Origin of the sequence: Ureibacillus sp. MALMAid1270 (assembly GCF_049202975.1) — a bacterium.
Lineage (GTDB): Bacteria > Bacillota > Bacilli > Bacillales_A > Planococcaceae > Ureibacillus.
Map to the genome: position 1 here is coordinate 17,908 of NZ_JBMIRP010000046.1, position 23,885 is coordinate 41,792.

22 protein-coding genes are annotated in these 23,885 nt (G+C 34.5%); 7 read left to right on the forward strand and 15 right to left on the reverse strand.

The genetic code is table 11. The features are described from left to right. Positions 1-26 precede the first annotated feature (26 nt). The 3 genes from ACOQFO_RS05695 to ACOQFO_RS05705 form a co-directional block, all read right to left on the reverse strand. Positions 27-881 carry an ABC transporter permease gene (locus ACOQFO_RS05695; protein WP_421688731.1) on the reverse strand — a complete coding sequence of 285 codons (855 nt, stop codon included), beginning with the start codon at positions 879-881 and terminating at the stop codon, positions 27-29. Next, a complete protein-coding gene (locus ACOQFO_RS05700) occupies positions 865-2,079 on the reverse strand; it encodes a quaternary amine ABC transporter ATP-binding protein (RefSeq protein ID WP_421688732.1) in 1,215 nt (404 codons plus the stop codon). Before ACOQFO_RS05700 ends, ACOQFO_RS05695 begins: the two co-directional genes overlap by 17 nt. A 171-nt stretch (positions 2,080-2,250) precedes the next feature. After that, positions 2,251-2,880: a TrkA C-terminal domain-containing protein gene (locus ACOQFO_RS05705; RefSeq protein WP_421688733.1), complete on the reverse strand. Its 630-nt coding sequence runs from the start codon at positions 2,878-2,880 to the stop codon at positions 2,251-2,253. Between the two features lie 211 nt (positions 2,881-3,091). Here ACOQFO_RS05705 and ACOQFO_RS05710 point away from each other — a divergent pair, with 211 nt between their 5' ends. The 7 genes from ACOQFO_RS05710 (at position 3,092) to ACOQFO_RS05740 (ending at position 9,910) form a co-directional block, all read left to right on the forward strand. Then, positions 3,092-3,847: a MerR family transcriptional regulator gene (locus ACOQFO_RS05710; RefSeq protein ID WP_421688734.1), complete on the forward strand. Its 756-nt coding sequence runs from the start codon at positions 3,092-3,094 to the stop codon at positions 3,845-3,847. Positions 3,848-4,015: 168 nt separating this feature from the next. Then, complete coding sequence (locus ACOQFO_RS05715) at positions 4,016-4,702, forward strand: hypothetical protein (protein WP_421688735.1); 687 nt, start codon at positions 4,016-4,018, stop codon at positions 4,700-4,702. A 165-nt stretch (positions 4,703-4,867) separates the two neighbouring features. Then, positions 4,868-5,950 carry a type III polyketide synthase gene (locus tag ACOQFO_RS05720; RefSeq protein WP_421688736.1) on the forward strand — a complete coding sequence of 361 codons (1,083 nt, stop codon included), beginning with the start codon at positions 4,868-4,870 and terminating at the stop codon, positions 5,948-5,950. Positions 5,951-5,952: 2 nt separating this feature from the next. Continuing rightward, complete coding sequence (locus tag ACOQFO_RS05725; RefSeq protein ID WP_421688737.1) at positions 5,953-6,498, forward strand: isoprenylcysteine carboxyl methyltransferase family protein; 546 nt, start codon at positions 5,953-5,955, stop codon at positions 6,496-6,498. A gap of 434 nt (positions 6,499-6,932) precedes the next feature. Beyond that, a complete protein-coding gene (locus ACOQFO_RS05730; RefSeq protein ID WP_421688738.1) occupies positions 6,933-7,361 on the forward strand; it encodes a DUF1641 domain-containing protein in 429 nt (142 codons plus the stop codon). Between the two features lie 44 nt (positions 7,362-7,405). Beyond that, positions 7,406-8,590: an NAD(P)/FAD-dependent oxidoreductase gene (locus ACOQFO_RS05735; protein WP_421688739.1), complete on the forward strand. Its 1,185-nt coding sequence runs from the start codon at positions 7,406-7,408 to the stop codon at positions 8,588-8,590. 111 nt (positions 8,591-8,701) lie between these two features. After that, positions 8,702-9,910: an MFS transporter gene (locus tag ACOQFO_RS05740; RefSeq protein WP_421688740.1), complete on the forward strand. Its 1,209-nt coding sequence runs from the start codon at positions 8,702-8,704 to the stop codon at positions 9,908-9,910. Positions 9,911-9,958: 48 nt separating this feature from the next. On the opposite strand, the gene ACOQFO_RS05745 is transcribed toward ACOQFO_RS05740, so the two are convergent. The 12 genes from ACOQFO_RS05745 to ACOQFO_RS05800 form a co-directional block, all read right to left on the reverse strand. Further along, complete coding sequence (locus tag ACOQFO_RS05745) at positions 9,959-10,570, reverse strand: DedA family protein (RefSeq protein ID WP_421688741.1); 612 nt, start codon at positions 10,568-10,570, stop codon at positions 9,959-9,961. Positions 10,571-10,820: 250 nt separating this feature from the next. Beyond that, on the reverse strand, positions 10,821-11,726 hold the full coding sequence (locus tag ACOQFO_RS05750) for an ABC transporter ATP-binding protein (RefSeq protein WP_421688742.1): 906 nt from the start codon (positions 11,724-11,726) through the stop codon (positions 10,821-10,823). Continuing rightward, positions 11,716-12,771, reverse strand: a complete 1,056-nt coding sequence (locus ACOQFO_RS05755; protein ID WP_421688743.1) for an ABC transporter ATP-binding protein — start codon at positions 12,769-12,771, stop codon at positions 11,716-11,718. The genes ACOQFO_RS05750 and ACOQFO_RS05755 overlap by 11 nt, the downstream gene beginning before the upstream one ends. Before the next feature lie 14 nt (positions 12,772-12,785). Then, positions 12,786-13,721 (reverse strand): ABC transporter permease, encoded by a 936-nt coding sequence (locus ACOQFO_RS05760; RefSeq protein WP_421688744.1) that lies wholly within the window; start codon positions 13,719-13,721, stop codon positions 12,786-12,788. Next, the gene (locus ACOQFO_RS05765; protein WP_421688745.1) at positions 13,721-14,650 is read right to left on the reverse strand and encodes an ABC transporter permease; all 930 of its coding nucleotides are present in this window, start codon (positions 14,648-14,650) and stop codon (positions 13,721-13,723) included. The genes ACOQFO_RS05760 and ACOQFO_RS05765 overlap by 1 nt, the downstream gene beginning before the upstream one ends. A 196-nt stretch (positions 14,651-14,846) precedes the next feature. Further along, on the reverse strand, positions 14,847-16,478 hold the full coding sequence (locus ACOQFO_RS05770) for a peptide ABC transporter substrate-binding protein (protein ID WP_421688746.1): 1,632 nt from the start codon (positions 16,476-16,478) through the stop codon (positions 14,847-14,849). 479 nt (positions 16,479-16,957) lie between these two features. Continuing rightward, a complete protein-coding gene (locus ACOQFO_RS05775; RefSeq protein ID WP_421688747.1) occupies positions 16,958-17,866 on the reverse strand; it encodes an ABC transporter ATP-binding protein in 909 nt (302 codons plus the stop codon). Continuing rightward, complete coding sequence (locus ACOQFO_RS05780; protein ID WP_421688748.1) at positions 17,859-18,911, reverse strand: ABC transporter ATP-binding protein; 1,053 nt, start codon at positions 18,909-18,911, stop codon at positions 17,859-17,861. Before ACOQFO_RS05780 ends, ACOQFO_RS05775 begins: the two co-directional genes overlap by 8 nt. Positions 18,912-18,924: 13 nt before the next feature. Beyond that, on the reverse strand, positions 18,925-19,860 hold the full coding sequence (locus ACOQFO_RS05785) for an ABC transporter permease (protein WP_421688749.1): 936 nt from the start codon (positions 19,858-19,860) through the stop codon (positions 18,925-18,927). Further along, entirely contained in the window at positions 19,860-20,789 is a 930-nt protein-coding gene (locus ACOQFO_RS05790; RefSeq protein ID WP_421688750.1) for an ABC transporter permease, read from the reverse strand. Before ACOQFO_RS05790 ends, ACOQFO_RS05785 begins: the two co-directional genes overlap by 1 nt. A 108-nt stretch (positions 20,790-20,897) precedes the next feature. Then, complete coding sequence (locus ACOQFO_RS05795; protein ID WP_421688751.1) at positions 20,898-22,589, reverse strand: peptide ABC transporter substrate-binding protein; 1,692 nt, start codon at positions 22,587-22,589, stop codon at positions 20,898-20,900. Between the two features lie 297 nt (positions 22,590-22,886). After that, positions 22,887-23,885, reverse strand: a complete 999-nt coding sequence (locus ACOQFO_RS05800; RefSeq protein ID WP_421688752.1) for an HAAS signaling domain-containing protein — start codon at positions 23,883-23,885, stop codon at positions 22,887-22,889.

Below are 23,885 nucleotides of genomic sequence, written 5' to 3' on the forward strand. Positions count from 1 at the left end.
AATCTTATATATAAAAACGATTCACATTACTCTTGACGCTTTTTAATTATGCTTTGTGTTAATCGGTCAAAAATGATTGCTAAGATTACTAAACTTACACCTGCTACAAATCCATTACCTACTTTTGCTTGTTGCAATGCAGATAATACTTCGCGTCCTAAACCTGGAGCCCCGATCATTGAGGCAATAACTACCATAGAAAGAGATAATAAGACAGTTTGGTTTACTCCCGCCATAATCGTTGGCATTGCAATTGGCAATTCTACTTTGTATAATTTTTGCCAACCTGTACTACCATAAGAGTCCGCAGCCTCTACAAGCTCTTTTGGTACTTGACGAATTCCGAGGTTTGTAAAGCGTACAACGGGTGGTAATGCGAAGATAATAGAGGCAAATACACCAGGTACTACTCCAATACCAAAGAATGCCACTGCTGGAATTAAATAAACAAACCCTGGCATTGTCTGCATAAAGTCTAGTAGTGGTTGAATAGTTGCTTCTGCAAACTTACTTTTAGACATTAGAATCCCTAAAGGAATCCCGATGATTATCGCTAGAATACTTGCAAATAATACAAGCGTTATTGTATTCATTAACTCTTCCCAAAGACCTTGGTTATAAATGAATAAAAGTCCTACAATTGAAAAAATCGCTAAACCAAATTTTCTTTTTGTTGCAAAAAAGGCAATAACTGCAATGATTAAGATAAATAGAATTGGAGGAATCCATTCTAAGATATCCGTCACACACTCCATTGAGAATTTTCCACTTTCTTTAATAACATCAAAGAATCCTGCAAATGTATCTGTTAGCCAATCCATCACAATTTCAGTGCTTTTTGCAACTGGAATTGATGGTATAAAATCAAGTAGTTGGTACATTTTCCTTCCCCCCCTCATTCTCATCACTTGAAGAGAGTGCTTCAATGACCACGCCTCTTATTAAGACTCCTACTAATTTTTCATCATGCACAACAGCTAGTGGAGTTTTAGAATCAGAAATAATACTTAAAACATCTTGAATGTACATATCTTTTTCAACTGTTGGCATATCAGTTCTTAAATAATTTACAAGGCTACCTTCCCCACGCTTAGATGCTTCTAGTGCATCATCAGCAGTTATATAACCTTTGAACTCTCTTAATTTATTAACAGCTAGAACCACACTTACTTCTTCTTCCCGCATTCTTTGTAATGCAACTTTAGGACCGTCTACATCAATATTGATAGAAATCGGACGAATCATGGCGTTCTCAACTGTTAATACTTTCGAACGGTCAACATCTTCAAGGAACGTTCTTACATAATCATTTGCTGGATTCGTTAAAATTTCTTCCCCAGTACCAATTTGAATAATTTCTCCATCTTTCATTAATGCGATACGGTCTCCTATACGCAGCGCCTCATTCAAATCATGGGTGATAAAAATGATGGTTTTTTTCATCTTTTGTTGTAAATCCAGTAATTCATCTTGCATATCTTTACGGATTAATGGATCGAGCGCAGAAAAAGCTTCATCCATCAGCAAAATGTCAGGGTCATTAGCTAATGCTCTTGCCAATCCTACTCGTTGTTGCATACCACCTGATAATTGGCTTGGGTATTGATCTTTATATGGTAATAACCCCGCATTATCTAAAGCCTTTTCTGCTTTCAATCGTCTTTCTTCTTTTGGAATACCACGGATTTCTAATCCGTATTCCGTATTTGCTAGTACAGTTCTTTGTGGGAATAAGCCGAAGTTTTGAAAAACCATACTCATTTTTTCTCTGCGGACTTTTATGAGTTGCTGTTTATTCATTTTGGAGATGTTTTCGCCATCTATGTAGATGTTTCCACTCGTGGGTTCGATGAGGCGATTTAATAAACGGACTAATGTAGATTTACCACTACCTGAAAGCCCCATAATAACAAAAATTTCACCTTCATTGACGGTAAAATTGGCATTGTAAACCCCGATTGTTGCACCAGTTTGTTTTAGGACTTCCGTTTTACTATTTTTCTGTTCAACTAGTTTTAAAGCCTGGTTTAAATGTCTTCCAAAAATTTTCGATACGTTCTCTATCTTGATCTTCTCCATACCATTCTCCTTTCCATTAGTTGGATAAAACCACATCTCCCCTCCAAGTAACAACTTAATCGTAACAAAAGGTTGTTACTTGTGTCAAACTGCCAATCTTGTAATCTACCTTATAAAAACATATAGAAAAAGCCCACAAATACCATTATTTCGGTATTCAAGGGCTCTTTATTAGGAATGTAAAAATTTTTCCACTCGCTCTAAACTTTCGTCATTTCCGATGAAATAAATGATGTCTTTTGGCTCAATTGTTATATATGGTCCAGGTGAAATAAATAATTCTTGTCCACGTTTAACTCCGACGATTGTCGCAGATGTGTTTTGCCAGAAATTAATTTCCCCAATGGAACGAGAAATATATGGGGAATGTTCTAAAACTTCTATTTGAAAAGGAACAAATGGATTTACAAAACGAAATCTTTCTGTCCTACTTACAAGGCGTTCAGTAATTTCCTGTAAAAAATTTAGTTCCTCTTTTTGGCGTTTCATACTTTCAAGCATTTCTATGTGAATTTGTTGAATGGACTGTACATCTAAAAATTGATGTACAAACTGGGCTGCTTTTTCATAGGATTTAATCATGACTCCACTACCCTTAGTCGCTTCAACAATTTCTAAATCCTGAAGCACTGCAATGGCTCTTCTAGCCGTTTCCGCAGATACACCATATTGACTTGCAAGAGAAGAACGTGCATAAATTTTTTCTCCTACTTGATACTTTTTTTCTACAATTTTTGATGCGATATCAGCTGCAATTTTTGCATATTTAGGCTGATTTAATTGTACTTTTTTGTGATCCATTTTCATAACCTCGCACGGAATTACAATACCGTTTATTTTTCATACTTTATACATATTAAGACAGTTTAAGTTAAGTTACTAGTAAAACTTAGATTACTTATTTCGATCTGACAAATTGAAAAGTTCATCAAAAAAATCAAAGAAATTTATAAAAACTATTTGACCTTTACGTTACGTTAACCTTTATGATGTAAATACAGGAGGGATTCAATTGGAGTACACCATTAGCAAGCTTGCCAAATTAGCGAATGTTAGCGCGCGAACATTACGCTATTACGATGAAATCAACTTACTTAAACCAACAAGAATAAATAGTTCTGGATATAGAATTTACGGTCAAAATGAAGTAGATCGTCTACAGCAAATACTGTTTTTTAGAGAACTAGGTGTTGAGCTTGAAACAATTACTTCTATTATGAACAATCCAGAGTTCGATAAAACTAAAGCATTAGAATCACATTTATATCAGTTAGAACAAAAAAAATCCCGACTGGAAAAATTAATTGAAACGGTTGAAAAAACAATCGCTTATGAGAGAGGAGAAATTCAAATGTCAGATCAACAAAAATTTGAAGCATTTAAAGATAAATTAATCCAAGAAAACGAAGAAAAATATGGTGAGGAAATCCGTGATAAATACGGAAAAAGGACAGTAGAAGAATCCAATGCGAAGTTTAAAAATATGTCGCAAGAACAATACGATGAAATGGTGAAAATTGGTGAAGAAATTTTTGAGCTGTTACCAAAAGCAATGGAAACAGGCGACCCTGCATCTCCGCTAGCACAAGAACTCGCAGCAAAACATAAACAATGGCTTACATTCACATGGCCGTCTTATTCAAAAGAAGCTCACAGAGGCCTGGGTGAAATGTATGTTGCAGATGAACGCTTTAAAGCCTATTACGATAAAGTAAAAGACGGCGCAGCTGAATTTTTAAGAGATGCGATCAATATTTTTGCAAAATAAAATACTTCCATAAACATGGTGAATTTGAATAAATATCACCATGTTTTTTTATTTCTAGAGAAAACGATTGTAGTCCCCTCGAATGATTTTTTACATATTGGTAAACATAAAAGAGAACATACCTGAGTGTTTATATGTACCATCAATTTTCTAAAGGAGCATCATACTATGCAAAACAATGAAAACAAATTGATGAAAATCCAATACGAATATGACAATCAGGAATACATAATTATCAACAAATGTCCTCATTGTAATTTAGATATTCATCCGACTGTTGAAAATCGTTATAATTTTGAAAATAACACTTATAAGATATCAACCTTATCCCTATCCTGTCCTTCTTGTAAACGGGATTATTTTATTATCAATCACTTTGATAATGTGGGTGCACCGAATGAACGATTTATCATGTCGATTCCGAAATATAGTTTTAATGAAAATGCGCTCGTAAAAAACACTTCACAAAAATTTCAACAGCTTTACATGCAATCCATTAATTCAGAACTATTGGGTCATTTAGATCTCGCCTTTTTTGGTTATGTAAAATCTCTTGAAATCTTAATTAAGGAAATTGCGATATTTCAACACCCCGAATCAGAGGATGTTATTTTATTTTCAAACTTAAATACTTGTTTAGAACAGTTTCATTCAACAAATATGCATCTATTTTCCAAGAAGTTGTTAGAGATTTTAAAAAATGACTACCTTTACTATTACAAGACACCTGATTTTCATACGTCTTCAGAACTCGTAAAAGATTGTATTAATTATTTTTTACTTTATTTAGAAATGTTACTAAAAACGTATTCTTTAAATAACCAAGCTAAAACTGAAAAAACGTTGAAAAACTAAAGTGTTCAAGCAATCGTTGATTTGAACACTTTTTCTTTTTCTTTGTCTCATACCTTTCCAATAGCTCACGCATATTTACAATTTGGCTGGAGAAACTACCAATAAAACTGAACTCAGTTACCACCCAACTATCATATTTTACTTCACAAAAAGGGGTTGTTTGTTATGCCTAAAATAGTTTCTGTTAGTACATATGAACCTCCATGTAATATGAAACAATCTAATTTGGAACAGTTAACGAGAGAACTATTTAAAGGTAAATTTAAACAGCTAGATAGATTGTTACATGTATTTGAAAACGGTGATATCCAATCACGACAATTTTGTGTGCCTGTTGAATGGTATAAAGAAGATCATACTTTTGAGGAACGGAACAATCTCTATATTGAACTCGCTACAAAATATAGTGTTGAAGTTATTAATAAATGTCTAAGTAATACTAATTTTATTGAAAGAACAATTTTACCTGAAGAAATTGACGCCATTATTTTCGTAAGTAGTTCTGGATTTTCTACTCCTACTATCGATGCAAGAGTAATGAATCACTTAAAATTTTCAGATCGTATTAAACGGATTCCAATTTGGGGACTGGGATGTGCAGGTGGGGCAGCAAGCATAAGTCGTGCTTTTGATTACTGCACAGCACATCCGAAAGAAAAAGTTCTCGTTGTTTGCCTCGAACTTTGTAGCCTATCTTTTCAAAAAAATGATTACTCCAAAAGTAATCTTGTAGGTGCCTCCCTCTTTGCGGATGGCGTTGCGTGTGCGTTAGTGTGGGGGGATGATGTCCATATAAATAGTAAAAAAACTATTCCCTATATCGTCAACACAGCATCAAAATGGATGCCTAACTCTGAGGACGTAATGGGATGGGATATTAAAAATGATGGATTGCACGTTATTTTTTCCAAAAGTATTCCTTCTATTATATCTACATGGTTGGGTCCGTTTATCCAGCAATTTTTAAAGGAAAATAACTTGAAGCAAACAAATATTAATCATTTTGTTGCACATCCAGGTGGAAAAAAAGTATTAAGTGCTTATCTAGAGGCATTAGACTTGAGCGAACAGCATATTAACTTTTCTAGTGAAATATTAAAAAAACACGGAAATATGTCCTCACCTACAGTACTTTATGTACTTGAAAAATATATGTTAAGTGAATGCCGTGCAGGAGATTACGGATTAATGATTGCTTTAGGCCCTGGATTTAGCGGAGAAGCGGTTATTCTTCAATGGAGGGATTAAATATGTACATTTTTATATTCATTTTTACGTTCGTTATATTGCAAAGATTGATTGAATTGGTCATTGCGAAAAGAAACGAAACGACCATGTTATCTAAAGGTGCCTATGAAGTAGGTGCAGAGCATTATCCATTTATGATTGCCCTACACGTTTCTTTTTTTATTAGTTTACTATTCGAAGTATTGTTCTTTAGACATACACTTTCAGTTCTGTTTCCATTCTTGTTTCTTTGCTTTCTACTTGTCCAATTTATTCGAATATGGTGCCTAGCTTCTCTAGGATCTTTTTGGAATACAAAAATTATTATTTTACCTGGAGCAGAAGTTGTAAAGAAAGGTCCTTATAAATTTCTCCGTCATCCGAATTATTTCGTTGTCTGTTCAGAAATTTTACTATTACCGCTAATGTTTAACGCTTACTTTACTGTGATTATATTTACACTACTTAATTTAGCAATGTTATCTGTTCGAATTCCAGTAGAAGAAAAAGCATTAATGGAAGCAACAAATTATACGCATATATTTAAGAGGAGAATTTCACCTTCATAATTTAGTTCTCTATTAATTGATAGAAGCTTTTTGTTATAAAAAATTCCCAAAATACTTATATAGTTAAAAATCATTCGAATAATAGAATTTTTGATTGAAAAGCCGTATAATTATAAATGTATGTCACACAATATTCGATATTTTTTAAATTTTAATTTTACACAACTTCAAAGAAATGTTTTATTATTTATTTTTATACAATTTCGCGCAAAATATGTTTTTACATACGTATAGGTAACTAAAAATCACACTTTTTTTACAAACAGCAGTTGATAAAAATATTATTTATATTATGATGAAATGGATAAACATCTTTGCTATAAATATTTCATTTAATTATGTATTTTGTATCATTTTGTGTGACTCTATGTGAAATATTCTACAAACTTACAAAAAAGTGTCCAATAGGGACATAATGGTAAAAGAAAAGGAGAATGGAAATGTCAGAAGAATTGATTAGCCAAGCTCAAACAACAGGAACGAGCACTCAGGATCTACTTGATCAATTATTAAAACCTGAAGTTCAGCAATCACTTACTACTTTAGTAGAACAATTACCAAAATTAGTTGAGGTTGTAACTCTATTAACAAAAGCTTATGATTTTGCGCAATTAGTTGCTACTGACGATGTACTTAAAAATGATACTGTAACTGCAGTAAAAGAAGTTGCAGAGCCTGTTATTGGAGCAGTAAAAAATGTTGCTGCTAACGCGATTGAAGCAAAAGAACGTGCGGAATCTACGAATGAAGCAGTTGGTATTTTTGGCTTATTAAAATTATTAAAAGATCCTGAAGTTCAAAATGTATTACGTTTTGTTAATGCATTTCTACAAGTATCAGCAGAGCGTAAAAATCAACAATAGTACATTTAGATAATTTAATTTAAAGTCAAGGACGGAGGATATATATGTCAAAAGAAATCGTCATCTTAGGTGCAGGTTACGGCGGTTTACTAACTGCTCAAACATTACGTAAATACTTAAATAAAGATGAAGCGAAAATTACTGTGGTGAACAAATATCCAACTCACCAACTTATTACTGAATTACATCGTCTTGCAGGCGGTACAATTGCTGAAAAAGCAATCTCTTTCCCACTTGAAAAACTTTTCAGAGGTAAAGACATTGACGTGATTGTTCAAGAAGTTAAATCATTCTCAGTTGCTAATAAAGAAGTATTTTTAGCTAACGGAGCTAACCTTTCTTATGATATTTTAGTTGTTGCTTTAGGAAGCCAAACTGGTTACTTCGGAATCCCAGGATTAGAAGAAAACAGTATGGTATTAAAATCTGTTGAAGATGCAAACAAAATTTACAACCATATCGAAAGTAAAATCGCTGCTTTTGCAAGATCAAAAGATGCAGCTGATGGCACGATCGTTATCGGCGGTGGCGGTTTAACTGGTGTTGAGCTAGTTGGTGAAATCGTTGATAACCTTCCAAATATTACTGTGAAATATGGTGTAGATCCAAAAGATATCCAAATTAAATTAGTTGAGGCTGGTCCAAAAATTCTTCCTGTTTTACCAGATGACTTAATTGCACGTGCAACTGAATCATTATCTAAACGTGGCGTTGAATTCTTAACTGGTCTTCCTGTTACAGGTGTTGAAGGAAACGTAATCTCATTAAAAGACGGTTCAACAATTACTGCTAACACGTTTGTATGGACTGGTGGCGTTGCAGCCCTTCCTGTAGTTCAAGAGTCTGGTCTTGAATGTGACCGTGGTAAAGCGATAATCGATGAATACTTACGCTCTAAATCTCATCAAGACGTATTCGTTGTTGGAGATGCTTCTGTATCACTTCCAGCAGATGGTGGTCGTCCATTATATGCGCCAACAGCTCAAAACGCTTGGCAAATGGGTGAATTCTGTGGATACAATATCTTCGCTACAATTAGAGGTCAAAAATTAAAAGAATTCTCACCAATTGACTCAGGTACTCTTGCAAGTTTAGGACGTAAAGATGGCGTTGCCACTGTTGGTGGAAACAAAATTCCACTTAAAGGTTTACCAGCTTCATTAATGAAAGAAGCTAGCCATGTACGTTACTTAACACATATTAAAGCTTTATTTGGTTTAGCTTATTAATATGCGATTTAATTGCTAAAAGTGCTGATTCAAATGAATCAGCACTTTTCTTGATTGGTTATACTTATTAAAGACCAAATCGTCGAGAATAGACACAAAGGTGGTACTTCCATGAGTGAGTCGAAAGCTACTCAAAATAATCCAATCTATCCTATTATGATTGCTATAGGAATAGCTCATCTAATAAATGATACTATGCAATCTGTCGTACCTGCTATGTTCCCTATTTTTTCTAGAGATTTAGGATTATCCTTCACACAACTTGGAATCATCACATTTATCCTAAATATTGTTGCCTCTACATTACAACCAGTAGTAGGGTTCGTTAGTGATAAAAAGCCGATGCCCTATGCATTACCACTTGGGATGATTAGTTCATTTATCGGCATATTAATGCTCGTCTTCGTAAAACAGTATTGGGTAATTCTCATAGCAGTAATCTTTTTAGGATTTGGGTCTGCTATATTCCATCCTGAAGGCTCCAAAGTATCATTTATGGCAGCTGGAAATAAACGAGGGCTATCCCAATCCATTTACCAAGTAGGTGGTAATTCAGGACAAGCTCTAGCTCCACTTATTAGTGCGTTCGTTTTAGATGCATTGGGTCAACGTGGTGCTGCCATTGTGTTACTATTATCTACAGTCGGCATCTTCATACTATATAAAATATCGAGATGGTATGTCCGTCAGTTAGAAGTAGAAAAAACATCTACAAAAAAGAAGAAATTACTTGTATCTTCTTTGCCACCTTTAACTAGTAAACAAGTTCGCATTGCACTTATGTTATTATTTATCGTTATTTTTGCTCGCTCATTTTATACAACGAATATTTCAAGTTTCTATGTCTTTTACCTGATAGATCATTATGGTTTAACTATTCAAATGGGGCAACTTTTCATTTTCATATTTATGGCTGTAGGAGTTGTAGGGACATTCTTTGGTGGCTCTCTTTCAGATAGAATTGGTCGTAAAAATGTTATTCTACTTTCAGTCGTTGTACCTATGCCATTTTGTTTAGCCTTACCATACGTTCCACTTTGGCTTGTTCCTGTTTTCTTAATAATAATCGGAACTTTAATTATGATCAGTTTCTCAGTTACGGTCATCTATGCCCAAGAACTTGTCCCAACAAAAATTGGAACAATGGCTGGCTTAACAACTGGTTTTGCCTTTGGAATGGGTGCAGTAGGTGGAGTGATCATTGGAAAGTTACTAGATATCATAGGTATTACACTCACAATGCAAATTGTCTCTATATTGCCTTTACTACTAGTCGTATCTTTCTTCTTACCAAAAGATACAGTAGAGAAAACCGCGTAAAATAAATGAGGTTGTTTTGAATCTATATCAAAACAACCTCATTTTATTTTACCTTTTCTTTGCTTTCCTTCTAAATAACCAAATTACAAAAAGAACACCCAAAATTGCAATTGCAGCATAAGCAATATTTGAATAAGTATCCATATATTCTACAATTGCTTCCCAGTTTTCCCCTACCTGTGTCCCTAAGTAAATTAATACGATATTCCAAATAAGTGTGCCAACTGTTGTTAAACATAAAAAGACCCAGAAATTCATTTTAGACATCCCAGCAGGCAATGAAATTAGACTTCTAATTAATGGGATAAATCGACAAAAGAATACTGTCCACACTCCATATTTTTTAAACCATTCATTTGCTTTATAAATATCTTCGTTTGTTAGTCTTAAAAAGCGTCCCCATTTATCTACAAATCTACCGATTCGTTTAATACCAACAATTTTCCCTATATCGTATAAAGCAACCGCTCCTGCTACTGATCCAAGCGTTGATGCAATAACAACTCCTGTAAACGTTAGGTTGGACCTTGTTGTCATATAGCCACCAAACGTTAAAATAACCTCAGATGGAATGGGTGGAAATATGTTTTCTAACATGATTAATAGAAAGACTCCTATGTATCCGAAATCCTCCATGATATTAATAATCCAACTCTCCATCTATCCTACTCCTTAAATTCAATAATTTTTTGATGTTCCAAAAAGTATTTACAATGTGACTTTGCCATAAAAGAATGACAAAAATCAAATAAATCCTCTCTTATTTATATTCCAATGAAGTATATTGTATTTCAATTCTCTACGAATAAAAAGCCAACAAGACATTCTTGTTGGCTTTTTATAATCAAATGTGTGCTTTTTACTATGTGATTTTATACGTTTCTATCAACTTTTATAAAGAATTGACAAGTTATTTCCACTTCGCAATTTGAGCATCCGTTCCATAAACAAAGTGATTCGGTAAAACTTCATGAACACTAGCTGTACCATCTACTTCTTCATGTTCATAAGGTATACGTGTTCTCGTTCTTTCTGAAAGTGGATCTGGAAGTGGTACTGCTGATAATAGTGATTTTGTATAAGGATGAATTGGATTATTATAAATTTCATCCGCATCTCCTAGTTCAACAATCTTACCACGGTACATTACAGCAATTCGATCACTAATATATTTAACCATAGATAAATCATGGGCAATGAATAAATACGTTAAGTTTCGTTCTCTTTGTAGTTTTTTCAATAGGTTAACTACTTGAGCTTGAATAGATACGTCAAGGGCAGAAATAGGCTCGTCCGCAATAATAAAGCTTGGATTTAAACTTAATGCACGTGCTATACCGATACGTTGACGCTGACCACCAGAGAATTCATGGGCATAACGATTCGCGTGTTCCCTATTTAATCCAACCGCTTCAAGTAAAAATCCAATTCGATCTTGGCGTTCCTTTTTATTTTTGTAAAGACCATGGATATCAAAGGCTTCACTAATAATTTCTCCCGCAGTCATACGAGGATTTAAAGATGCGTAAGGATCTTGGAAAATCATTTGCATTTCACGGTTAAACTCTTTAAGTTCTTTACGTGATTTAGCTGCGTTCACGTTTTTCCCTTTAAATAAAATTTCTCCTTCAGTAATATCGTATAGTCTGATAATCGAACGACCAGTTGTTGATTTCCCACTACCTGATTCACCAACTAGTCCAAGAGTTTCCCCTTCATAAACATCAAAACTAATACCGTCTACTGCTTTAATTGGATTTGAAGAAGAGCCGAAATATTGTTTCAAATTTTTTACTTCAAGTATTTTATTTGCCACCTGATTCAGCCTCCTTCAAATAACCTTCAATTCTATTTTTAATTGCTTCTGGCACCGGAATTTTCGGTGCATCCGGATGTAATAACCACGTTTTTGCATAATGTGTGTCAGAAACTTTAAACATAGGTGGTTCTTTTTCATAATCAATTGCTAACGCATACTCATTACGAGGCGCAAACGCATCACCAACAGGTGGATCTAATAAGTTTGGTGGCGAACCCGGAATTGTACGTAAATCTTCCTGTGCATCATTTTTTAAGTCTGGCATGGATCCTAATAATCCCCAAGTGTAAGGATGTTTTGGATTATAGAAGATTTCGTTTACAGTGCCATATTCCACAATTTGACCAGCATACATAACCGCTACACGGTCTGCAATATTAGCAACAACCCCTAAATCATGGGTAATGAAAATAACAGCCGTATTACGTTGTTTTTGAATATCTTTTATTAACTCAAGGATTTGTGCTTGAATCGTTACATCAAGTGCAGTTGTTGGCTCATCAGCGATTAATAACTTTGGATCTGCTGCTAATGCAATGGCAATTACTACACGTTGACGCATCCCACCACTAAATTCATGTGGGTATTGTCTAAAACGTCTTTCAGGCATTGGAATACCTACTTGACGTAGAAGTTCAATTGCACGGGCCTTTGCTTCTTGTTTGGATATTTTTTTATGTTTTAAAATTACTTCAGTAATTTGGTAACCAACACGCATTGTTGGATTTAGGGCAGTCATTGGATCTTGGAAGATCATCGCAATGTCATTCCCGCGAACTTTAGACATTTCCTTTTCGGAAAGTGGAAGAATGTCTTTCCCTTCAAATAAAATTTCTCCTCCTGCGTAAATACCAGGTGGTTGAGGAATTAACTTCATGAGTGCGTTACTCGTTACACTTTTACCTGATCCCGATTCACCAACAATTGCTAGTGTCTCACCTTCGTGTAGGTCAAAACTAACACCGCGAACTGCTTGGACGATACCCGCATATGTTTTGAAGTTTACCTTTAAATCGTTTACTTCTAACAATTTTTTACTCATTTTCTCACCTTCCTCTATTTACGTAGTTTTGGATCTAGTGCATCTCGTAAGCCATCACCAACAGCGTTAAATGCAAAAATTGTAATTGAGATTAAAAATGCAGGGAAGAATAAACGCCATGGTGCAGTAATAATTGCTTTGTTACCATCTGACGCCATCGTACCCCAACTTGCTTCTGGTTGTGGAACGCCTAGCCCTAAATAACTTAAGAATGATTCAGTAAAAATAGCCGATGGGATTGTCAATGTCATTGTTACTAAAATTGCTCCCATTGCATTTGGTACTAAATGCTTTCTAATTAAATGCCATGTGTTTGCACCTAAAGTTCTCGCAGCAAGTACATACTCTTGACTTTTAATAGATAGTACTTGACCACGTACAATACGGGCCATGTTTACCCATCCTGTTAAAGAAAGAGCGATAATCATTGTTGTAATACCAGGCTCTAAAACTACAAGTAAAATAATAACAACAAGTAAATAAGGTACAGCCGATAAAATATCAGCAATACGCATCATAATGTTGTCTACACGTCCACCTGCTAATCCTGAAATACTACCCCATAAAACACCGATAACTAAATCGATTAATGCAGCAGCAATACCGATGAATAGTGAAATACGAGCACCGTACCAAGCACGTACAAAGACATCACGACCAAGATCATCAGTTCCAAACCAGTGTGCAGCCGATGGTGGCGCATTGTAATTTCCTAATTGATCACTAAAAGAGTAAGGAGAAAAAATAGGAACAAAAATGGCCATTAAAGTAATGATAGCTAATATAAAAATCCCGAAAATAGATAATTTATTTTGAGAGAAGCGAATCATAACTTCTTTCCAAAACGACACTGATTTTTTTGCTAACTTGTCGGTATCTGCATTACGTCCACCGACAACTTTAAACATCTCGGGTGACAGATTTTCTAACTGTTCGTTCTGTTTTGTCATTATTTTTTCGCTCCTTTCAATTTAATTCGTGGATCAACAATACTGTACAGAATATCTACTATTAATACTGCAAACAACAGAATGATTGCATAGAAAACAGTAGTCCCCATAATAACTGTGTAATCACGGTTGGTTATACTTGTTACAAAGTGTTTCCCTAATCCTGGGATAGCAAAAATTTGTTCTATAATGAAACTACCTGTAACTACCCCAGCAGTTAATGGACCTAAATAAGTAAGAACTGGTAATAATGCATTTCTTAAAGAATGTTTAAATACAGTTGTCCATTTACCAAGACCTTTTGCACGGGCCATTTTTACATAATCACTACTATTCTGTTCTAACATACTAGAACGAGTTAACTTCGCGATGAATCCCATATGAGAGATGGCAATTGCAAACGCCGGCAAGACCGTATAAGCAAATCCTTTCCATCCACTTACCGGGAAAAGACCTAATTTGTAAGATAAGAAGTACTGCATTAAACCTGCTAATATAAACGATGGTACAGAAATACCTAAAACTGCAATTGTTGATGCTACATAATCAGGGAAACGATTATGATAAAGAGCTGCTATAACTCCAAATAATATTCCCAACCCTACCGCTAAAAACATTGCCTGTATACCTAATGCTAGAGATACAGGGAAACTTTCTGCAATGATTTCATTTGTAGAGCGCCCCTTATACTTCATTGATTCACCAAAATCAAACGTAACAGTATCGATTAAATAATCCTTATATTGAATGTACCAAGGATTATCTAATCCATATTTAGCATTCAATTGCTCTTCAATTTTTGGTGGGAGTTCACGTTCACTCGCAAATGGGCTCCCAGGTGCAAGTCTCATTAAGAAGAATGTTGCACTTACAATAATAAATAATGCTATTAGAATATAGATTAATCTATTGATAATATACTTAACCATACTTTCCCCTCCTTTGTAATTATTAAAAATGTTGAAAAATACTGTTCAATATATCTGAACAGCTTTCCCCTTACGCAATTGAAATTTTCTGATTTTTCGAATAAACAAAGGCTGCTTGTCATCGTATTCACGATAAAGCAGCCTTTGTACTATTACATCAAAGTAAATAGTAACTTCTAATAAATGAACTTATTTATTATTTGTTAATATCTACATATTTTAAATAGACGTTACCTAGTGCATCAGGTGCCATATTTTTTACAAAGTCTTTTTTCACATGAAGATTTGTATAGTAGTAAACCGGCGCAACTGGGAATTCTGTCATCGCGATTGCTTCAGCTTCTTTTAATAACGCAATACGAGCTTCTGGATCAGTTTCAACAACTGATTGTTTTAATAATTCAGTATATTGAGCGTTTTCCCAACCTGTATCGTTGTTACCATTGTCAGCAGAATTATATTGCTCTAAGAATGAGTAAGCATCGTTATAGTCAGCAATCCACCCCATACGTGCAACGTCGTAATCTAAAATGTTTAGTTTATCAAGGTAAACTTGCCACTCTGAGTTATCAATTGATACTGTGATACCTAAGTTTTTAGCCCAACCTTCTTGAACGAACTGTGCGATTACAGAGTGTGCTTCACTTGTGTTGATAGATAATCCAATTTCGATTTGGCTTGGATCAGTAATTCCAAGTTCTTTCATACCTAATTCTAAAGCTTTTTTCGCTTCTTCGATGTCATTGTCTTTGAAGTAACCGCGGTCTTCTTCAAATCCTTTAACTGCTGCTGGAACCATACCTAATGCTGGTGATTGTTCACCTTTTGTAATATTGTCGATTAATTCTTGACGGTTAATTGCAAGAGTTAATGCTTTACGAATGTTAGCATTTTTTGTGAACTCGCCTGTTGTATTAAATTTGTACCAGTAGATTGCTGCGTAATCTTCGATATTAAGAATTCCTTCTTTTTTATAACGGTCGATAGCGTCAAGTGATACTGTTTGGAAAGGAGCACCTAAGAAATCGATTTCTCCTGAATCAAACATTGTTACTGCAGTTGTTTCGTTTTCAACCATAGATATATTTACTGTGTCTAGTGCTACATTTTCTTTATCCCAATAGCTGTCGCTTTTTTCTAAAGTAATTGAAGCACTGTGTTGCCAATCAGCTAATGTGAATGGACCATTTGTAATATAATCTTCTCCAGCTTCAGTGTACCACTCTGGGTTAGCTTCAGCTGTAGCTTTGTGAACTGGGAAATAAGTTTTGAATGCTGTTAACTCTAAGAAGTAAGGTGTTGGGTTTTCTAACGTTACTTCTAAAGTTTTTTCATCTACTACGTTAATTCCTAAATCATCTACAGAACCTTCGCCTAAGTTATAAGCTTCAGCACCTTTGATTGGGTAAAGAATTGAAGCATATTCAGAAGCGTTTTCTGGGTTTAATACCCAAGTCCATGCATATGCAAAGTCTTCTGCTGTAACTGGGTCACCATTTGACCAAGTTGTATCTTTTAATGTGAATGTGTATTTTAATTGATCTTCACTAACTTGTACATCATCTGCTACTGCATTTACTACTTCACCGTCTTTAATTGTTGTTAAACCTTCAAATACGTTTTGTAAGATCACACCAGAAGTACTATCTGTAGCTAAACCTGGGTGTAATGATGGTGGTTCAGATGGAATTACTAAGTTAATTTCTTTTGTTGTTGTTCCATCTTCTTTTGTTGCAGTGTTATCTTTATCGCCGCCAGTATTACATGCTGCTAAAACGATAGATAATACTAATAACATGCTTAATAGTAAAAAACTATTTTTTTTCATTATTTGTCCCCCTATCTCTTGTTGTTTTACATTTCCAATTTTTCTGAAAATATATATGTGAAGTAGCATTTGTAATGTTATCAGAAATTTTTAGTTTTTTCAATATAATTATATCATATTATTAAACTATTATTTTATTTTTGAATATTTTAACTTTTTGTTATTAAAGCGTATACATTTTTATAAATATACTAATTTTTAATATTTTCTAATTCTTCTTATTTTTTAGAAAATAATGAAAACTCAACTCAAATGTTTTTTCAATATTGTTTTTTGGTTTGTTATTATTGTTTGATTTTTTCACTTGAATATACTTTAATCTCGAAAAAAAATCAGCCTTTTTAACTCATTAAACATGACACCTTTTTTGTGTAATTGTTATTAAATAAATCGTGAGCAATAATTTCACATTCATAAAAAAATTAAAAGAAAATGCCTTGAAATTTATCTCTTCAAGGCATTTTCTTCTTATATAATAACTATACATTCCATCTATCAATTTGCTCACTTGTTCCATATACAAAATGGTTTGGATATACTTCTTGAAGTGTCGCACTATCATCTGCTTCTTCATGTACATAAATGATTCTTTTTCGTTTTCTTTCTGATAAAGGATCAGGAAGTGGAACTGCAGAAAGTAGGGATTTAGTATATGGATGAATCGGGTGATTGTATATTTCATCAGCACGTCCAAGCTCAACAATTTTCCCCATATACATTACCGCTATTCGATCACTAATATATTTCACCATAGATAAATCATGTGCGATAAATAAATATGTTAGATTTCGTTCATATTGTAATTTTTTTAGTAGATTTACAACTTGTGCCTGAATCGAGACATCTAATGCTGAAATTGGCTCGTCAGCAATAATAAAGCTAGGATTCAAACTTAGTGCACGAGCAATTCCAATTCGTTGGCGTTGTCCTCCTGAAAATTCGTGAGCATATCGATTTGCATGTTCACTATTTAACCCAACTGCCTCCAGAAGTGAATCGACAACTTCTTTACGTTCTGCTTTACTTTTGTATAGACCATGTATTTCAAATCCTTCACTTATTGCTTCACCAGCAGTCATTCGAGGATTTAGTGAGGCATAGGGATCTTGGAAAATCATTTGCATATCACGATTAAATTGTTTCATTTCTTTGCGTGATTTTGTACCATGTACATTTTTTCCCTTAAATCGAACTTCCCCCTCAGTAATATCATATAGTCGAATGATAGAGCGACCGGTAGTAGATTTTCCGCACCCTGATTCTCCAACTAATCCAAGTGTCTCCCCCTCATATATGTCAAAACTAATCCCATCAACCGCTTTAATCGGGTTTTTGGAAGTGCCAAAATACTGTTTCAAATTTTTTACTTCAAGGATTTTTTCAGACACCGGCCTCCTCCTCCCTTAAATAGCCTGCAATTCTATCTGCTACTTCTTGAGGTATTGGAATCTTTGGTGCCTCAGGATGCAAAGTCCATGTTTTAGCATAGTGAGTTTCTGATACTTTAAACATTGGTGGTTCTTTTTCAAAATCAATTGCTAATGCAAATTCATTCCTAGGTGCAAAGGAGTCCCCTTTTGGAGGATTTATTAGATCTGGTGGTGTTCCAGGAATAGTTCTTAACAACTCTTTAGAGTTATTTTTTAAATCAGGCATTGAACCTAATAGTCCCCAAGTATAAGGATGTTTTGGATTATAAAAAATATCATTTACTGTTCCATACTCCACGATTTGACCTGCATACATTACTGCAACCCGATCCGCTACATTTGCAACAACGCCTAAATCGTGGGTAATAAAGATAATGGATGTATTTCTTTTCATTTGAATATCCTTCATCAATTCAAGGATTTGAGCTTGAATTGTTACATCAAGCGCTGTAGTAGGTTCATCTGCAATTAATAATTTCGGGTCAGCTGCTAGTGCAATAGCAATGACAATTCTTTGCCTCATACCACCACTTAATTCATGGGGATATTGTCTAAATCTTTTTTCATACATTGGAATTCCAACAAGTTCTAATAATTTTAAAGCTCTCGCGTTCGCTTCTGCTCTTGAAACTTTAGTATGCTTTAAGATCACTTCTGTAATTTGTCTTCCAATCCTCATTGTGGGATTCAGTGCAGTCATGGGGTCTTGAAAGATCATGGCTATATCATTTCCTCTTATTCTAGTCATGTCCCTTTCTTTTAGAGGTATTAAATTCTTCCCCTCTAACAATATTTCCCCGTTTGCATAAACCCCAGGAGGCTCAGGTATTAATTTCATAATTGCATTACATGTTACGCTTTTTCCAGAGCCCGATTCACCAACTATAGCTAACGTTTCTCCTTCGTACAAATCAAAAGAAACACCGCGGACCGCTTGTACAACACCTGCAAAGGTTTTAAAGTTAATTTCTAAATCTTTCACTTCTAACAGCTTTTTCCTCATCACTTTCACCTTCTTATTTACGTAATTTAGGGTCTAATGCATCTCGCAATCCATCACCAACTGCGTTAAATGCGAAAATAGTTAATGAGATAAAAAATGCTGGGAAGAATAGTCGCCAAGGTGCAGAAGTCAGTGCTTTATTTCCCTCTGCTGCCATCGTTCCCCAACTCGCATCTGGATGCGGTACCCCCAAACCTAAATAACTTAAAAATGATTCCGTAAATATCGCCGTAGGAATGGTTAAAGTCATAGTTACTAAAATGGCACCAAATGCATTTGGTATTAAATGTTTTTTTATTAAATGCCAAGTATTAGCCCCCAGGGTTCGCGCTGCTAATACGTATTCTTGATTTTTTATGGATAATACTTCCCCTCGAACAATCCTTGCCATATTGATCCATCCAGTTATAGATAGAGCAATAATCATTGGCAAGATTCCTTTATCCATAACAACAAGCAGAATAATTACAACTAATAGATACGGTACAGCATATAAAACATCAGCTATACGCATCATGATGTTATCTACCCGACCACCTGAAAGACCTGCTATACTGCCCCATAAAACACCAATTATTAAATCGATAATTGCTGCTGTTAGTCCAATAAATAATGAAATCCGCGCACCTTCCCATACACGTACAAACATATCTCGTCCTAAATCATCTGTACCAAACCAATGAGTTGCTGAAGGGGCTGCGTTATAAATTCCCAATTGTTCTCGGTAATTGTAAGGTGAAGTCATCGGTACAACAATTGCCATAACCGCAATAATTAATAATAGAAGTAATCCAATAATCGCGACTTTATTTTGCGAAAATCTCAGGAGTACTTCTTTCCAAAAAGAAATAGATTTTTCAGCAAGTTTTTCAGACTCACTTTCTCTTACACCAACTACTTTAAATAATTTTCGATTTATTTTTTCAAATTGTTGATCGGATTGCGTCATTATTTTTTCGCTCCTTTCAACTTAATTCTTGGGTCAATATAGCTGTATAAAATATCAACGATAAATACAGCAAATAATAGAATAATAGAGTAGAACACAGTCGTTCCCATAATTACTGTGTAATCACGATTACCTATACTAGTTACAAAGTGTCTTCCCAACCCAGGGATTGAAAAAATTTGTTCAATAACAAAGCTCCCTGTTAATACACCAGCTGAAAGCGGACCTAAATATGTAACAACAGGCAACAAAGCATTTCGGAGTGTATGTCTAAATACAGTTGTCCATTTTCCTAATCCTTTTGCTTTTGCAAGTTTTACATATTCACTATTCCTTTGCTCTAGCATGCTCGACCTCGTTAATTTTGCAATAAACCCTATTTGAGTTGTCGCGATTGCAAGTGCTGGTAAGATACTATAGATAAACCCTTTCCACCCACTAATCGGGAACATTCCTAATTTAAATGCTAAGAAGTATTGCATTAATCCCGCCAATATAAACGATGGTATTGATATTCCCAAAACAGCTATTGTCGTAATTAAATAATCAGGGAATCGATTATGGTAAAGAGCTGCTATTACGCCAAATAAAACACCAAAACCAATGGCAATTAACATCGCTTCCATTCCTAAAGTGAAGGAAATAGGGAAACTTTCAAAAATAATATCATTTGTTGAACGTCCTTTATATTTCATCGATTCACCAAAATCAAAGGTAAATGAATCGATAACGTAGTCCATATATTGGATGTACCAAGGATTGTCTAAACCATATTTAGCATTAAGTTGTTCCTCAATTTGTGGAGGAAACTCTTTTTCACTTGCAAATGGACTTCCAGGTGCTAAGCGCATTAGAAAAAAGGTAACCGTAATAATGACGAAAAGCGCAATAAACATATATAGAAATCTTTTTAAAATGTACTTGAGCAAAGCGTACCCCACCTTGTCATAGTTTTAAAGAACAAAAGGCTGCTTGAATCGATTACTCGACGATCAGCAGCCTTTTCTAATACGAAGTTTCAGATCAACAATTGATTCTTATTTTTCTATATCTACGTTTTTCAGATAAATATTACCCAATCCATCTGGCTCAATGCTTCCTTTTACATAATCTTTCTTAACAGATAGATTTGTATAGTAATAGATTGGTGCAATTGGATACTCTGCCATAAAGATTGCCTCAGCTTGTTTTAATAGGTCAAGACGTGCTTCTGGATCCGTTTCTGTATTGGATTTTTGTAGCAATGCTGTATATTCTGCATTTTCCCATCCAGTATCGTTATTACCGTTAGTTGCAGAATCGTACATTTCTAAGAATGTGTATGCATCGTTATAGTCAGCAATCCAACCTAAACGCCCAATTTGATAATCTAGGTTACTTAGTTTATCTAGATATACTTGCCACTCTGAATTATCAAGAGTCACATCAATTCCTAAAGTAGTTCTCCAGTTTTCTTGAATATATTGAGCGATGGTAGCATGCGCTTCACTAGTGTTATAGGATAAGTTAAGTTTAATATCGCTTGGACTAGCTATTCCAAGTTCCTTCATCGCTTGTTCTAAAGCAGCTTTTGCACCTTCCACATCATTATCTTTAAAATAACCACGTTCTTCTTCAAATCCAGTTACTCCCGAAGGAACCATAGATACTCCCGGTTTTTGTTCACCTTTTGTTATGTTTGTAATTAACCCTTCTCGATTAATTGCAAGAGTTAATGCTTTACGAAGATTTACGTTCGATATAAGTGGATCTGTTGTATTGAATTTATACATGTATAATCCAGAGTAGTCAGCAATTGTTAAGATACCTTCTTGTTTATAACGATCAATGACATCTAAACCAATCGAACCATATGGTGAACCTAAGAAATCAATCTCTCCAGCATCAAACATTGTCGCCATCGTTGACTCGAGTTCAACCATTGAAATATTCACTTTATCAAGGGCTACATTTTCTGCATCCCAATAATTTTCGTTTTTCTCTAAAGTAATGGATGCACTATGTTGCCAATCAGATAATTTGAAAGGTCCGTTTGATACATACCCTTCACCTGCTTCTGTATACCATTCAGGATTCGCTTCAGCTGTTGCTTTATGGATTGGGTAATATGTTTTAAATGCCGTTAATTCTAAGAAATATGGTGTAGGATTTTCAAGTGTTACTTCTATTGTTTTCGCATCAATTACATTAATGCCTAAATCCGCTTCAGAGCCTGTTCCTTCATGGAATGCTTTCGCTCCCTTAATCGGATATAACATAGAAGCATACTCAGATGTGTTTTCAGCTGTTAACGCCCATTTCCATGCGTATTCGAAATCTTCAGCTGTTACAGGGTCGCCGTTTGTCCATTTTGCATCCCGTAATGTGAATGTATACGTTAATAAGTCATCACTGATTTTAACGTCTTTTGCAGCAGACATTACTACTTCCCCGTCAATAACAGTAGTTAACCCTTCAAAAGTATTATTTAAAATTGCTCCAGATGTTGTATCTGTAGCTAATTGTGGATGTAAAGATGGTGGTTCAGAGGCAATAACTAAATTGATTTCTTTCGGCTCAGTCGTTTCATTTGTTACTGGATCTTCCGTATTATTTTCAGTATCAGTATTAGTTTGTTCTTCGTTTGGCTTTGTTGTCGTTTGTTCCCCTCCAAAGTTACACGCTACTAATACAGCCGATAGTATTAATAACATAAATAAAAGAAAAATATTACGATTAAGCTTTTTCATACATAACCTCCACGTCAAATTTTTTCAATCTTGAAAACAGAAGTTAACCAAAACAAAACGACCCTTCACTTTTGCGTATTCTACTATTAATTGACCTCCCTTAATTAATGTTTCAATAAATATTACTTGAAACACTTTATTTCTTTGTTAATTTTGAATCTATTTACTTTTTATTCTGTTGGGTAAGAAAATATTACTAAACTTAATTTCAATTTCTTTTACTTCAATGCGTTAATATATGAAAAACAAAAAGCAAATGGCTCTAAGAAATAGAAAACCATTTGCTTTTTGCTTATGTTAAACTTTTTTAGTTTTTAAGAAACCATCAATACAATTCCAAACTGCAAATATTGGATAGAGAATAATTGTAATCCATTGAATAAACCCTACAACCTTCATCCCATCAAGTTTGAACAAATGACCCATATATGTTAAAAATTCTTGGTTAAAGATTGCTACATTCATCACAATGATAATTACTGAAATTGTCCCTACAACTTCCTTTAGTACATTTAACAATGCAATATTTTTCGTCCATTGTTTCTTTAACAACATTAATAGTGCCAAGGCAATTTCTAAACCAACGCTAAGTATGATTAATGGCCAATAGGAGTTTAATACTGTTTGATTAAATGCCGGAATTACAAATTGAAGCCCGTTCTCTCCTTTTGTATAGATCCCAACAAGTTTGTCTGCATTAAAATAAACGGTAGCCCAAATTGCTGTCCAAAATAACATTCCGAAAACAAATACGTTAGAAATAGCTCTTTTCTTTGGAATGAAAGTGACATTCTTCAAATCCTTTGGTGACCACTTTTTTCCACTTATCGAAAGCGGATCACGTTCTTTTGAATTTTCTACTCGTTCAATAATTGCAAAAGTAAGTGTTAACCAGAAGAATGTTTGTACTGCTACATCAAGGATACTCCAAATACCTTCTCCAATTATCATTAGTCCAACATTTGGCACGGATTGACTTTCACTATAACTAAATATATATTTTGCTAACAATGAGATTAATGTAATAGTAGCTGCAATTGGAATGATCATTTTTAATAAAGTAACATATACATCGTAATAACGTGGACCGATTAGATGCATTGGCTTTTCACTATAATTACTAGCTAACACCGCTGGGTTCCCCAACTGACTCAATACCTCTTCAACGTCTTCCTTCGTATAGTCATCCGGCAGCATATCTTCTATAGTACTTCTTAGCTCCAACCCAATATCCTCTCGACTTTTTTCAGGCAAGCGACGAGTTACTTCATGAATATATATATCAATTAAATTCAT